This is a genomic window from Photobacterium frigidiphilum (assembly GCF_003025615.1).
In the GTDB taxonomy this organism is placed as follows: domain Bacteria; phylum Pseudomonadota; class Gammaproteobacteria; order Enterobacterales; family Vibrionaceae; genus Photobacterium; species Photobacterium frigidiphilum.
Genome location: NZ_PYMJ01000012.1, coordinates 76,585 through 91,913, shown reverse-complemented (window position 1 = coordinate 91,913; position 15,329 = coordinate 76,585). Strand labels below are relative to the sequence as shown.

The window sequence follows — 15,329 nt, the reverse complement described above, 5'->3', positions numbered from 1 at the left end:
CTAGGTTATATCGTTATTTTCTTGGTTATTTCGCTTGGTTTAGTGACCAATCATAACCATAACTTACCGAATTTAATTGGATATTGTGTCCTTTTCGATACTGGTTTAAATGCATTTGTAGCTCAGATTGATTACCAAAATCACTGCTGAACCAATCATATATTGATGAAAGGCGTACTTGGTTTCCTGTAATACTCACGCCTTTGCTGCTATTGATGAAATCAGTCGCGGCTTGTTCGAGTAAGGTATTTTTATTTTGCCCATTAAACGCGGTATCCAATAAATTTGGGCAACCAAAGCTGGCACAATTCACCGCGTAATGAACGCGAGGATCACGCCAGATCGGACGTAAAATTCGATGTTCAATGTCATTGAGGGTTAATTGCTGATCCGCAATGGTGATTAACGTGTCATCCCACGGACCAAAGCTAAAGAATCCACCGAGTTTAGTGATGGATTTTATCGGATAGTTATCGAGGATCAGTTGTACAGTAAGGGCGTTGTATAAATTTACCCAATAGGCAAATTGTTCATTTTTACTGTATTGGCGAGGATCGATTCTGGCAAGATCGCGAAGGTATCGGTCAAGGTTGTCTTTGTCGTTTGTGGTAACCGCACTGTAGCGAAACAGAGTTTGTTTAGACTCAGTAATTAAGAACTTATCTAATATCTGTTGCCAACGGGCATGAGAGATTTGAGCTGAACTGGCGTTATTACTGGGTTGCCAATATGCCCATAATTCAGCTTTTGGTGCTGCAAAAGTTAGGGTTGAAAACAGCAGTAAGGCGATAGAAATAAGTGAGCGCATTGTCGTTCTCTTTCTAAGTTCAGATAATAAGTGCAATTTCGCAGAGTGGTTATTGATAAGACCTTGTATAAGAAGATTATATTGCATAAAAATATGAAGTATAAAAAAGCACTTCGATTAAGAAGTGCTTTTCTTGTTATTCATTTTTCATTATAGAAATTAGCTTAGTGTATTTCGAGAAAAACGGTTAAACCAAAAATGCAGGTATTTTCGCTTCATACTCTGCAATTTTATCGGCATGTTGCAGTGTTAAACCAATGTTATCTAACCCATTTAATAGGCAGTGACGACGGAATTCATCGATCTCAAATGAATACGTTTTACCATTTGCCGTGACTTGCATCGTTTCAAGATCAACGGTGATCTCGGCACCTTCATTCGTTTCGACATATTGGAAAAGCTCATCAACTTCTTGATCAGTTAGACGAACTGGTACCATTTGGTTATTGATTGAGTTGCCGTAGAAAATGTCCGCAAAGCTTGGTGCAATCATCACCTGAATGCCGTAATCAGCCAGTGCCCACGGTGCGTGTTCACGCGATGAGCCACAACCGAAGTTTTCACGTGCCAGCAAAATACTCGCGCCTTGGTAGCGGGGTGCATTCATAATGAAGTCTGGATTTTCTTGTTGTCCAGCATCATCAAGGAAGCGCCAGTCATTGAAAAGATGCTGACCAAAACCTGTACGAGTCACTTTCTGCAGAAACTGCTTAGGAATGATGGCATCAGTATCAATATTGGCAGTATCAAGTGGAACCACTAATCCTGTGTGTTGTTTAAAGCCTGTCATTGTTCGTTCCTTATTGATTAAGCCGTTGCGTTATCTAAGTCGCGGATATCAACAAAGTGACCAGCACATGCTGCTGCTGCTGCCATCGCTGGGCTGACTAAATGAGTACGACCATCACGGCCTTGACGACCTTCGAAGTTACGGTTACTTGTTGAAGCACAGCGCTCTTTAGGCCCTAAGCGGTCATTATTCATTGCCAAACACATTGAACAACCAGGTAGGCGCCATTCAAAACCAGCTTCAATGAAGATCTTATCTAATCCTTCTTTTTCAGCTTGTGCTTTTACTTGCTCTGAGCCCGGAACAACCAATGCCTGAACATTTGCTGCGACTTTACGCCCCTTGGCAATCGCTGCTGCTGCACGCATGTCTTCGATACGAGAGTTGGTACAAGAACCGATAAAGACTTTATCAATATCAAAATCAGATAATTTCTTGCCTGCTTCTAATCCCATGTAGGCCAGTGCTTTTGCAGCTGATGTTTTATCAACTTGCTCGCTGAAGTTGTCAGGACCAGGAATTAACTCATCAATAGCAATAACTTGACCTGGGTTTGTGCCCCAAGTGACTTGCGGTTTGATATTTTTAGCGTCTAGCGTAACAACGGCATCAAACGTGGCACCATCATCTGTTTTTAAGGTCTTCCAGTACTCGACGGCAGCATCAAAGTTTGCATCTGTCGGTGAAAATTTACGATCTTTAATGTAGTCGTAAGTGGTTTGGTCTGGGGCAATAAGGCCGGCTTTAGCACCTAATTCGATTGCCATGTTACAGACGGTCATACGACCTTCCATTGTTAGATCGGTAATAGCTTCACCGCAGAATTCAACCACATAACCTGTACCGCCAGCTGCCGTTGTTTTACCAATGATTGCCAGTACGATATCTTTAGCGGTAATGCCTTTTGCGACTTTACCAACCACTTCGATTTTCATGGTTTTAGCACGTGCTTGCTTCAATGTTTGCGTTGCAAGTACATGTTCGACTTCTGAGGTACCAATACCGAATGCTAATGAGCCAAATGCACCATGAGTGGCAGTGTGTGAGTCACCACAAACAATGGTCATACCCGGTAAAGTGATGCCAAGTTCTGGTCCCATGACATGCACAATGCCCTGATACTTATGGTTTAGGTCATATAGGGTGACACCAAACTCTTCACAGTTTTTTGCTAGGGTTTCCATTTGGATACGTGCCATTTCACCCGACGCATTAATATCTTTTGTTTGGGTTGAAACGTTATGATCCATGGTTGCGAAGGTCTTACCGATTTGGCGAACCTTGCGACCTTTTTCACGCAAACCATCAAAGGCTTGCGGTGATGTCACTTCGTGTACCAAGTGGCGGTCAATATACAGTATTGGGTTTTCACCTTCTGCAGCTACCGCGACGTGGGCATCGTAGACTTTTTCATACAGTGTTTTTGATGTTCCGGTTTTTGCTGACATTGTTCGATGTTCCTTGTCATTAATACCTGTCGTTTCACTTTTTATATGCGTGTTTAACGACAGGTACAATTGATATCGAGTACTTAGCGATGAATCTTAAGCTTGACGAATATAAGCTGCGATTTTATCGCCCATTTCGCTAGTGCTTAGTGCTGCACCTTTACCAGCTAGATCGGCCGTTAGTTCGCCTGCTTCTAGCGCTTGAGATACGGCTTGCTCTATCGCACGTGCGGCTTTTTCTTCATCAAGGCTGTAACGTAGCATTAACGCTGCAGATAGAATTTGTGCCACAGGATTAGCAATGTTTTTGCCTGCAATGTCAGGTGCTGAACCACCAGCGGGTTCATACATACCAAATTTTTCTTGGTTAAGGCTCGCTGAAGGTAGCATGCCCATAGAACCAGTGATCATTGCACATTCATCAGAGATGATGTCACCAAAGATGTTAGAACACAGCATCACATCAAACTGAGAGGGATCTTTGATTAGCTGCATGGTCGCGTTATCAATGTACATGTGGTTTAGCGTCACTTCTGGGTAGTCTTTCGCGACTTCTTCAACCACTTCGCGCCATAAAATTGAGCTTTGTAGAACGTTGGCTTTATCAATCGAATACACGTTTTTTTCACGTAGCATCGCAGATTCAAAGGCAATACGTGCAATACGTTCGATTTCGTAACGGTGGTAAATTTCGGTATCGTACGCTTTCTCTTGTGGACCTTCGCCTTCACGTCCTTTAGGTTGGCCAAAGTAAATGCCACCTGTTAGTTCGCGCACAACCACGATATCGAAACCACGCTCAGAAATGTCGGCACGTAGCGGTGAGAAGCCCTCTAAGCCACTGTGAATTTGCGCAGGGCGTAGGTTACAAAATAGTTGGAAGTGCTTACGTAATGGCAATAGCGCACCACGTTCTGGTTGATCGTTAGGTGCTAGGTGTTCCCACTTAGGGCCACCGACTGAACCAAATAGGATTGCATCCGATTCTTCACAACCTTTCATTGTTGATTCGGGTAATGGACAACCATGGTTATCAATCGCAATACCGCCGACATCATGCTCAGAACGTTCTAGGGTAAAACCGAACTTTTCTTCAACCGCATCCAATACTTTATGCGCTTGTAGCATGACTTCTGGACCAATACCGTCACCCGGTAAAACGGCAATTTTATATGTACCTGCCATGGTTATACTGTCTCCATTTTTGATTTCTGTTTAATTTCTGCAATTTGTTCTGCACGGTAAATGCTATTGATCACGTGAAGCAGCGCTTGGCCTGATGCTTCAACGATATCTGTTGCTAAACCAGTACCGTGGTACTTGCGACCTTTGTAGTTCGCAATAATGTCTGCTTGGCCTAAGCCGTCTTCGCCTTCACCTTTTGCGGTAAGGTCGAATTTATCTAGCGCAATCTCATAACCGGTTAGGCGGTAGATACATTGGTATAACGCGTCGACAGGACCATTGCCAACAGCGGCTTCACATTTCTCTTCGTCACCACACTGTAATTTAATGCTGGTGGTCGCCATGATGCTACCCGACTGAACACTTAGGTAGTTCAACTTAAAGAAGTCATCTTCATCACGAAGATTAGCGAAGTACATTAGTGCTTCTAAGTCGTAATCGAAAACCTGACCTTTACGATCGGCAAGCTTCAAGAAATCGGCGTACAAGGTATCTAGATTATAGTCACCGTCGATATAGCCCAGAGTGTCCATGTGGTTCTTTACTGCTGCACGACCAGAGCGGCTGGTTAGATTCAGCGCTTGATTTTTAAGACCAATCGACTCGGGGGTCATGATCTCGTAGGTGTTCTTATTTTTAATCATGCCATCTTGGTGAATGCCAGATGAGTGGCTAAAGGCATTCGCGCCGACAATTGCTTTGTTGGCTTGAATTGGCATGTTACACAGCTGGCTTACCATTTTGCTGGTACGGTGAATTTCATTGTGCTTGATGTTAGTTTCGACGCCCAAGAAATCAGAACGCGTCTTAATGATCATCGCAATTTCTTCTAGTGAACAGTTACCTGCACGTTCACCCAAACCATTGATCGTGCCTTCTACCTGACGTGCGCCCGCTTGTACCGCTGCCATTGAGTTGGCAACAGACATACCTAGGTCGTCATGACAGTGTACCGAGATAATGGCTTTGTCGATGTTAGGAACGCGGTTGAACAGCTGTGCCACGATGCCACCAAATTCGTTCGGTAGGGTGTAGCCAACCGTGTCTGGAATATTAATGGTACGAGCACCCGCATTGATTGCCGCTTCAACCATACGACACAGATTATCGATAGGTGTACGGCCTGCATCTTCACAAGAAAATTCAACGTCATCGGTATAGTTACGTGCACGTTTAACAGCAGCAATAGCCATCTCGATAACATCGTCATAGCTGCGGCGTAGTTTGTCTTGTACGTGGATAGTAGAGGTAGAAATGAAAGTATGGATACGGAAAGCTTCCGCCACTTTTAGCGATTCAGCGGCAACATCAATATCTTTCGCAACCGCACGAGACAGCGCACATACGCGGCTGTTTTTGATGTGCTTGGCAATGGTTTGCACCGATTCGAAATCACCTGGCGATGAGATAGGGAAGCCGGCTTCGATTACATCAACCCCTAAACGCTCTAGCGCATAGGCAATTTGTAGTTTCTCTTTTACCGTTAAGCTAGCGGATAGAGCCTGTTCACCGTCGCGTAGAGTGGTATCGAAAATAATGACCTGATCTTTCATTGCTACTTCCTTTTTATTGGCCTGCCTGTGTAAGGCTTAGTCTGCATCCGCTTGCGCTGGTTCTGTAATATGCAAAAACCCGCGCAGACTGCGCGGGTTTTTAGATTCTTATGTGGTGTTTCTCACCTATAAGCTACCCGCGCGAATTATTCACGATAAGGAGGAGGCTTAAGAGTAAAGAGAAACGATTTTTCATTTTTTAAATGACTTCCACAAAATTGATTAACAAATGAATACCAAATAGACAGGACGATCGTCAACCATTAATTGACTATTTATTTGCATATAATGACTAATTGTATGATTTTAATCTGTTTTTAATTTGGGTTTGACCCGGCAGTTATTTTGACATGGTATTACTTTAATGAATCGGAATCCGTGTTTGATACGTATACCTTATTTTATTGTTTCCATTCATGTAACAGTTGAGTGATGAAAGTGGCGAGGAATCTTCAGAGTGCAAAGAGAGTCACTGTCATTAATTAATCATTTGATTAAATTAGAGTGAATAAATTAAGTGACCGAAATAGCGGTTGATCGAGTAAATTATTAATCAGGTGATTAATAATTTCAGGGACATCATTTTATGGTGTGATATCGACATCATGAACGGCTGGTGCATTTGAATATCAAAAAGGTAGATAAAAGATTATGGCAGGAAAGGCTGGGCGTCCAACGGGAGAATCTGATGCAAGACAGCGCTTGATTCATCAAGCGAGGTTACTGTTTGTTGCACTGCCATACAGTAAAGTGTCTACGCGTATGATAGCAACCCGTGCTGATGTTAATGTGGCACTCATCCGTTATTACTTCGGTAACAAAGCGGGGTTGTTTGAAACCATGCTACGTGAAACTGTTGAGCCTATTCAAAGTCAATTTGCAAAGGTGTTAAACAAGGGAGACATAGAAAGTATTGGTGAATTAATGCGAACTTATTACCGCATTATGGCACCAAATCCAGACCTGCCTAAATTAATCTCTCGCGCCATGATGATGGAGCCTGGTGCATTGCAGCGGCAAACGATTGAAAATATGTTCAGTAATATTGCAGATTCGGCAACTGAATTAATGTTTAAACCAATGAAGTTGAAAGGTCAATTGCGAGAAGGCATTAACCCTGACAAAGCCAGAATGACGTTTATTAGCATGATGGTCTTTCCATTTGTAGCGCCTCCCGCCATGCTTGAATTACAAGGTATTAAATTAGATGAAGCGTACTTAATGGAATTAGCAGACCATAATGTAAGAGTATTAACGCAAGGGATCTTAGCTGAAACAGAGGACAGTTCAGCATGAAATTAAACAGGAAGTTACTGCTAGTACCCGCCATTTTATTCGGCATCATGGTTTTAGTGGTGGCAATAAAGTGGCGCCCATCCCCTTCTGTAAAAGCAGCGGCTAGTCGAGAGCGTGCTGTCGATGTTATTCAATTACAACAACAGTCAATAGCGCCTTTAGTCAGTGGTTTTGGGCGAATAAAGCCTAAAGTTGAATGGCAAGCCATTGCTGAAGTCACCGGAAAAGTAATTTATCGCCACCCTAATCTAGAAAAAGGCCGTGTGATGGATGCGGGAACGGTAATTATAAAAATTGATCCCCTTGATTATGAATTGACGTTAGCACAAGCAGAGGCCGACTTACGTTCTAGTCAGGCGCAATTAGCTAAGTTGGTGCAAGAGGAAGAGAATTTAAAATCCACTCTTAAAATTGAAAAAAATCGTTTAGTGATCAGTAAAAAAGAAGTGACTCGTAAAGAAGAATTACGCCGTAAAGGGCTTACCTCACAATCTGAACTCGATTTAGAAAAGCAGTCTTGGTTATCTAATCAAAAAACAGTTCAAGACATTGAAAACCAGTTATTTATTTTACCTAATGAACGTAATGTTACGTTAGCTCAGCTATATGTAAATGAGTCACGTGTTGCTGAGGCAAAACGATCATTAGAAAAAACAGTGATCACTTTACCCATTGATGTACGTATATCAAATGTTGATATTGAACAAAATCAGGTGGTTAATCTTCAGCAATCAATGTTAGTCGCATACGGCATTGAGAAAGTCGAAGTGGATGCGCAAGTCGCTCTGCACGATATGCAAGTCTTGGCATCAAGCTTAACCCAATATACAGCCCATGCCGATGGACGCCCGCGGGCAGATCAGCTGGCGCTCACCGCCAGTATTCAATTATCCAGCGGTAGTTTTCAGCAGTTGTGGCCAGCAACGGTGACCCGCATTAGTGATACCGTGAGTGTTACTCAAGCCACGGTTGGGGTGATTATTGAAGTAGAACAAGACTATAGCGCATTAGTTCCCGAGTCTGCGCCACCCTTAGTCAATGGCATGTTTGTTGAGGCGAAAATTGAAGGGCAAGCTAACCTTCATTGGGTTATTCCGGAGCGTGCGCTTCATGGCGATAAAATTTATACCGTTGATAATAACGCGCTAAAAATTCAAACGGTGACCGTTTTATTCCGTCGTGATGGCATGGTGGTTGTTGGGGGTGATCTTGTTGATCAGCAGTTGTTGATACTCAATGATTTATTACCTGCAGTGTCGGGTATGGCTGTGAAAGTCGTGACACGTAACGGTAAAAAGATCGCCCCAAATAACGAAGCATTAGGAGATACAGCCCAATGATTCGTTATTTTTCGCGCCACCCTACCGCGGCTAATTTATTAATGCTAGCGCTGTTGCTGCTGGGTTTAGTGGCACTACCGCAAATTAAACGTGAGACATTTCCTGAGTTTTCCCCCGCTTATATTATTGCATCTGTTATTTACCCTGGCGCTTCGCCCCAAGAAGTCGAAGAAAGCATTTGTATGCGAATGGAAGATGCTGTTGATGGGTTATCCAATATCGTGGAAACGCGCTGTGAAGCTGTTGAAGGATCTGCATCCCTAGTATTGAAACTAACGAATAGTGATGTGGTGTCGCGAATGTTAGTGGATGTACAAACTCAAATTAATGGCATTAATGATTTTCCGAATGAAATTGAATCTCCCATCGTACGTGAATTAGATTGGAATGAACCCGTTGTGGATGTGGCGATCAGTGCTGATACCAGCTGGCCACAACTTAAAGCCTACGCCGAAGATCTGAAGCGCAAACTGAAATTGGATTATGGTGTGTCGTTAGTTGCGGTGGGCGGCTTTTCAGATCATCAGATCCGGATTGAACTAAAAGAAGCGGCAATTCGTCAACTCGGATTAAGTGTGGGTGATATTGCCGATCGTTTAGCACGACAAAACATCAAGTTACCCAGTGGAAACATTGAGTTAGGCGATAAGAATTTATTGATCCGCTTTGATGAGCAAAAGATCACACCGACCGCTTTGGCAAATACGGTTATTGGTGCTGATAGTGAGGGCGGGGTATTACGTTTGGGTGATATTGCCACCCTGACAGATCGTTTCGAGCTTGATGAACAAAAGATCTTATTTGATGGCAAGCCATCTGCGATTTTGAAAATCAGTAAAAATAAAGCAGATGATGCATTGCGCATTAAAGACCGTGTGCAGCAATTTGTTGACGACGAAAGAAAAATAGCACCCACTGGGGTTACCCTGAGTATGACCAATGACTTGTCATCAGTGCTGTGGGATCGTCTTACCATGATGGTACGCAATGGTTGGCAAGGGGTTGTGCTGGTTTTCGCCACTATGTGGTTGTTCTTCACTTTCCGATATTCGTTCTGGGTTGCGGCTGGTTTACCTGTTGCTTTTCTTGGTAGCTTATTTCTGATGGCAGGGCTTGGCTTATCCATCAACATCATGTCTTTAGTCGCTCTACTGATGGCAATTGGTATCATGATGGATGATGCCATCGTGATCGCTGAATCTATCGCTGCGCATCTTGAGCGGGGGCAATCTATCACCAATGCGGTGACAAATGGGGTGAAAAAAGTTTTTCCTGGTGTTTTATCGTCGTATTTAACCACTGTGTGTATTTTCGGTAGCTTATTGTTTCTTGAAGGGGAAATGGGGGCAGTATTGAAAGTGGTGCCTCAGGTGCTCATTTTGGTGCTCACATTGAGCCTAGTGGAAGCTTTTTTAATTTTACCGCATCACCTAAGTCATTCGTTACAAAAGCAAAAAGAGCATGAAAAACCAGATATTGCTTTTAAAGTGTGGTTTTTGAATAAGTTTGATTCCTTTCGTAATAATCAGTTAGTTTCTGCGGTTGAAGCTGTGGTGCGTTGGCGTTATTTATTCCTAGGCAGTGTGATTGCGATGCTGTTTATTTCGCTGTCATTACTGGCTGGTGGGGCGCTAAAGTTTGTCGGCTTTCCAGAGCTTGATGGTGATATAGCAGAAGCGAGGGTGATATTGCCACCCGGTTCGTCATTGGCTCAAACTGAAAAGGTTGTACAGACAATTGTTATCGCCGCTGAAAAACTCAATATGGAATGGAGCGACAAACAAGAGGATGGCAATACGCTTGTCGAGCATATTACCGAGCAATATAATTTTAACCCAGATGCCGATGAGAGCGGCCCACATGTTGCCACCGTACGGTTAGATTTGCGTGGTGCAGAAGCTCGAAATACGGTGATCGATGAGTTCGTTGCAGCGTGGCGAAATGAAATAGGCACAATTGCCGATCCTGTTTCTTTAGTGTTTAAGCAACCCGTGATGGGGCCTGGTGGGCGAGCGGTTGAAATTCAGATGCAAAACGATGATCTCACCGAATTGAAAGCTGCCTCTATTGAGATTCAGCAATACCTCAGTCAATTTGATGGCGTGTTTGGTATTCTTGATGACATGCGAATGGGTAAGCAAGAGGTGCTGGTGAAGCTACGTCCGGGGGCTGAAAGCTTTGGGGTTGATGGACAGATGATTGCGACCCAGTTGCGTGCTGCATATTTTGGTCAAACAGCAGATGAAATCCAAATCGGTCCTGAAAATATTGAGGTTGAAGTACGGTTTGATAAGCAAGAAGCGGCGAATTTACAAACTCTAGCCAGCTTTCCAATAATGTTAAGTGATGGAAGCCAAATTCCATTAGCCTCTATATCGATATTAGAATATCAACGAAATTATGTTCGAATTCAACGGGTAAATGGTTTACGAACCTTGAGTGTCTTTGCTGATTTAGAAAGTAGCAAAGTGAGTTCTACTGAAATATTAAAAGCGTTTCGTAACGGTTTAATGCCTCAGTTAAAACTGAAGTACCCAAATTTACGTTTCAATTTTGAAGGCGAGGCAAAAGATACTGCAGAAACCGGACAATCGATGGGGGTTGGTTTTGCTATGGGGATCTTTGGTGTATTTGTCATACTGAGCTTTCAGTTCCGAAGTTACCTTGAACCTTTCATTGTGTTGCTAGCCATTCCATTAGCTTTGATAGGGGTGTTGTGGGGGCATTGGTTGTTAGGTCATGCGTTAAGTATGCCGAGTATTATGGGGTTCGTATCATTAGCTGGGGTTGTGGTAAACGATTCAATTTTGCTGGTGCAATACATTCGACATCATGTTGATGATGGTGATTCTGTGCATGATGCAGTTGTAAAAGCCAGCCGTGAACGTTTCAGAGCGGTCTTTTTAACATCGTTGACGACGGCTGCCGGCTTATTACCTCTACTGTTAGAAACGAGCTTACAGGCACAGGTGATACAGCCTTTGGTTATTTCCATTGTGTTTGGTATTTTCACCTCGACCTTGTTGGTACTGTTCATGATACCTGCGGCTTACGCCATTTTAGCTGATTTTGGCTTAGTGAAAAAGCATCAAACATTAGCGGCTTAAGCCTCAATAAAAACAAGCTTAAGCCGAGAAGGTTTTCATCCCCATTTACATCAATGCGCAAGGGGGGGATTGATGTAAATGGGGGAGTAATATCACTGTGATGAATTATGGAAACACCTCTGGAGGCAAGTGATTTTTCCTGATGTAGTCAGTGAAAACATGACAGAAAACTACCCGCTAACTTGGAATTCTCATTGCTCATTATTAATAACTGACACTTATTAATGAGTGTGGCAGTGATGAAAAAGGTGCTTTTAATTGTTGTTAAATTCGTTAAAAAGAAAGAGAAAATCACTTATAAGCATATATTTATATTAATTATAGTTATTTTTGATCTTTTTAGAACACACTTATCATCATGAATTATATTGGTTTGTATTCTGAATTTAGATTCTTATTCATCGATGGTTACATTTGCATGAGATTGGGTATTGGTTTCATCAATCTATTTGAATAATACTGTGGGCATCCCTACTGAGGGGAACATATTTGAGAGTAAGTTATTGGCTCTTAAAATTCAGGCAATGGCATTCCTAATGCGCCCCAGTATATTTATTTTAGAGGCAAGACATGACGCGTAGAAGCTCTTCTATTCACCCTACTGATAATTACACGATGGAATCAAATTTAAGAAGTGTTGACCTTAATTTGTTGACTGTTTTTGATGCTGTTATGCAAGAGCAGAATATTACTAGAGCAGCTCATAATTTAGGAATGTCTCAACCTGCAGTCAGTAATGCGGTTGCGCGTCTTAAAGTCATGTTTAACGATGAACTCTTTATTCGTCATGGACGTGGTATTCAGCCAACACAACGTGCAAAGCAATTATTTGGTCCAATTCGCCAAGCACTGCAATTGGTGAAGAATGAATTACCATCGTCAATTTTTTCGCCAGAAACATCAACGCGTACTTTTAAGCTGGCGCTATGTAGCCCATCAGATATGCGTTTTGCGCCACGTATTTTCCGTGATGTAACAGAGCAAGCACCGAGCATTCGTATGCAGCTTGAAGCGGAACTCGACGCAGAATTAACACAGAAAATGCGTTACCAAGAAATCGATTTTGTTATTGATTACGTGCGCTTCGATGAACCTGGCTTTTGTAGTACAGAATTATTTAGCGATGAACTTGTTGTGATTGCTGCAGGCAACCACCCACGTATTGGCGACAGTATTTCTGAAGCAGAATTTACATCAGAAATGCATGCGGTATTAAAGTCGATGCCAGGTGTAAAGATGTTTGCAGATCATATCTATAATAAGCTGGTTTCTTGTCAGCAAGCTTACCAAGGCGCTAGCCTAAGCAACATTATGTATGTGGTTGGTCAGTCTGAATTAGTGGCTGTAGCCCCTCGTTGGTTAGCTGAATCAGTTGCAGAAAACCTACAACTTAAAGTGTTGCCGCTACCATTTGAGTCTGCAACAGTAAGTGGTTACTTAAGCTGGCATGAGTCTTCACAAAAAGATAAAGGCCATATCTGGATGCGTGATCAGTTATTAAGTATTTGTGGCGATACGACTGCTTAATATTGTTCTCTTCCGAATCACATAAAGCCGGCGAAAGTCGGTTTTTTTATTTTACCCTTAACAGTCCGTAGTCATTTCTTTTTCATCTTATATTCCCGCTAAACTTAAATGAATAATGAATCTTATGCTGTGTTTTAACATCGGCTTATATTCTTAGTTTGTTGCACTTTCTTACACTTGTTTAATTTCTATTAAAAACTCGTATAAAGCCTGTACTGACAAGGGTTACTACTGAGATCAAAACTACATAAAAAATAAAATATATCCCTTTATGGTTGCCTTTTTTTACACCAACTGTAGACTTCAAAACTCAAGTGAGCTTACAAGTGTAAGCTAGAATGGATAGGTAGTTATGGCTGAACACGACTTTCATATAGTAAACCGAATTCGTACCCAAGTTGCTCGTTTAGGCGATAAGGTTGCTTTGCGTCATCAGGCACAGGAACAATGGCAAGATATAACTTGGAATGAGTTTGGTGAGCAGATCCAGCAACTAGCAATTGCAATGCTGGCTCATGGTATGAATGTCCAAGATAAAGTCGCCATTTTCTCTAACAACATGCCCCGTTGGACGGTGACTGACTTTGCCGCGCTTTATAACCGCTGTGTTATTGTTCCTATCTATCCGACGAATACACCTCAGCAAGCAGCGTATGTGCTTAATGATGCCGATGTCCGTATCTTATTTGTTGGTGAACAAGCGCAACTTGATGCCGCGATTGGTATTGCCGAAGGGTGTCCGAAATTAGAGCGTATTGTCACTTTATCTGATGATTTGGTGCTACCTGATAATTCTCTAGTATGCAGCTTTAATGATTTCCTTCGTACTGCTACTCCAGAGCTGGAGGCTGAACTTCAGCAGCGTCTTAATGACACCGCGATGGATGACTTGCTGACGCTGATTTATACCTCAGGCACAACAGGTACGCCAAAAGGTGTCATGCTTGATTACGCTAACATTGCAGCTCAGTTAGTCGGGCATGATCAGAACCTGTCGTTAGATGAAGGCGATACGTCTTTATGTTTTCTGCCTTTATCGCATGTCTTTGAACGAGCATGGACGTTTTATGTTCTGCATCGTGGTGCGATAAACCATTATTTAACTGATACTAATCAGCTGAAAGAAGCATTAGCAGAAGTTAAACCCAATGTGATGGCTGCTGTTCCACGCGTATATGAGAAAATTTACTCGACAGTGCATGACAAAGTATCTCGTGCACCCTTTCACCGTAAATTGGTCTTTACTTGGGCGGTGAATATGGGGGCACGTATGGCAGTATGTCATCAAGAACACCGTCAGCCGTCGAAATTACTCACCATGAGTCATAATCTTGCCAATAAGCTCGTGTTGGCAAAATTACGCGATATTCTGGGTGGGAACATCAAATTCATGCCATGTGGTGGTGCTAAACTTGATGAAAGCATTGGGCGCTTTTTCCATGCTATCGGGATTAACGTGAAACTTGGTTACGGTATGACCGAGACAACGGCAACAGTATCGTGCTGGGATGATCAGTGTTTTAATCCTGATTCAATTGGCATGGCTATGCCTGGTGCTGAAATTAAGATCGGCGAAAATAACGAAATACTCGTGCGTGGCCCAATGGTGATGCGCGGCTATTATAATATGCCAGAAGAAACGGCGAAGAACTTCACTGAAGATGGCTTTCTTAAAACCGGTGATGCGGGTCATTTTGATGAGCAAGGTAACTTATTTATTACCGACCGCATTAAAGAGTTGATGAAAACGTCTGGTGGTAAATATATTGCACCACAAGTGATTGAAGGTGCCATCGGCAAAGATCATTTCATTGAGCAAATCGCTGTTATTGCAGATACCCGAAAATTTGTATCTGCCTTGATTGTCCCTTGTTTTGATACGCTGGAAGAGCACGCTCGAGAGCTGAATATTAAGTATAAAGACCGTCTTGAATTGGTTAAAAATAGCCAAATTGTTGAGCTAATTGAAAAACGTGTTGTAGAGCTACAAAAAGATTTAGCACGATTTGAGCAAGTGAAAAAAATCACCTTGCTACCTAAGGCTTTCTCAATGGATAAAGGTGAACTTACACCAACGCAAAAATTGCGTCGTAAAGTGATTCATGATCGCTACCATCAAGAAATTGAGCGTATGTACGAAGAGAGCCATCGAAAAGCCAACAAGTAAACGCCATTATTTATTCACATAAAGGAGCCGAAAGGCTCCTTTGTTGTATCTGCGTTATGGTAACTGAATAAACAGCCCCTCTGCGATACGACTAATTTTTCAATATCT

The 15,329-nt window shown here is 42.5% G+C and carries 10 protein-coding genes; 5 read left to right on the top strand and 5 right to left on the bottom strand.

Annotation, left to right across the window (positions count from 1 at the left end; all coding sequences use genetic code 11):
* Window positions 1-25: 25 nt before the first annotated feature.
* From C9J12_RS13700 to leuA, 5 genes are all read right to left on the bottom strand, one after another.
* Window positions 26-808 (bottom strand): DUF547 domain-containing protein, encoded by a 783-nt coding sequence (locus C9J12_RS13700; protein WP_107243228.1) that lies wholly within the window; start codon window positions 806-808, stop codon window positions 26-28.
* 187 nt (window positions 809-995) lie between these two features.
* On the bottom strand, window positions 996-1,598 hold the full coding sequence (leuD, locus tag C9J12_RS13695) for a 3-isopropylmalate dehydratase small subunit (protein WP_011217205.1): 603 nt from the start codon (window positions 1,596-1,598) through the stop codon (window positions 996-998).
* Window positions 1,599-1,615: 17 nt separating this feature from the next.
* Window positions 1,616-3,046, bottom strand: coding sequence for a 3-isopropylmalate dehydratase large subunit (gene leuC / locus C9J12_RS13690; RefSeq protein ID WP_107243227.1), 1,431 nt, complete (start codon window positions 3,044-3,046; stop codon window positions 1,616-1,618).
* Between the two features lie 96 nt (window positions 3,047-3,142).
* Window positions 3,143-4,231 carry a 3-isopropylmalate dehydrogenase gene (gene leuB, locus C9J12_RS13685; RefSeq protein ID WP_011217207.1) on the bottom strand — a complete coding sequence of 363 codons (1,089 nt, stop codon included), beginning with the start codon at window positions 4,229-4,231 and terminating at the stop codon, window positions 3,143-3,145.
* 2 nt (window positions 4,232-4,233) lie between these two features.
* Window positions 4,234-5,784: a 2-isopropylmalate synthase gene (gene leuA / locus C9J12_RS13680; protein WP_107243226.1), complete on the bottom strand. Its 1,551-nt coding sequence runs from the start codon at window positions 5,782-5,784 to the stop codon at window positions 4,234-4,236.
* A 651-nt stretch (window positions 5,785-6,435) separates the two neighbouring features.
* On the opposite strand from leuA, the gene C9J12_RS13675 reads away from it, so the two are divergent.
* From C9J12_RS13675 to C9J12_RS13655, 5 genes are all read left to right on the top strand, one after another.
* Window positions 6,436-7,080 carry a TetR/AcrR family transcriptional regulator gene (locus C9J12_RS13675; protein WP_107243225.1) on the top strand — a complete coding sequence of 215 codons (645 nt, stop codon included), beginning with the start codon at window positions 6,436-6,438 and terminating at the stop codon, window positions 7,078-7,080.
* On the top strand, window positions 7,077-8,420 hold the full coding sequence (locus C9J12_RS13670; protein ID WP_107243224.1) for an efflux RND transporter periplasmic adaptor subunit: 1,344 nt from the start codon (window positions 7,077-7,079) through the stop codon (window positions 8,418-8,420). The genes C9J12_RS13675 and C9J12_RS13670 overlap by 4 nt, the downstream gene beginning before the upstream one ends.
* The gene (locus C9J12_RS13665) at window positions 8,417-11,527 is read left to right on the top strand and encodes an efflux RND transporter permease subunit (RefSeq protein ID WP_107243223.1); all 3,111 of its coding nucleotides are present in this window, start codon (window positions 8,417-8,419) and stop codon (window positions 11,525-11,527) included. The genes C9J12_RS13670 and C9J12_RS13665 overlap by 4 nt, the downstream gene beginning before the upstream one ends.
* 570 nt (window positions 11,528-12,097) lie before the next feature.
* Complete coding sequence (leuO, locus tag C9J12_RS13660; protein WP_107243222.1) at window positions 12,098-13,054, top strand: transcriptional regulator LeuO; 957 nt, start codon at window positions 12,098-12,100, stop codon at window positions 13,052-13,054.
* Between the two features lie 352 nt (window positions 13,055-13,406).
* Entirely contained in the window at window positions 13,407-15,221 is a 1,815-nt protein-coding gene (locus C9J12_RS13655) for an AMP-dependent synthetase/ligase (protein ID WP_107243221.1), read from the top strand.
* Window positions 15,222-15,329: the final 108 nt, after the last annotated feature.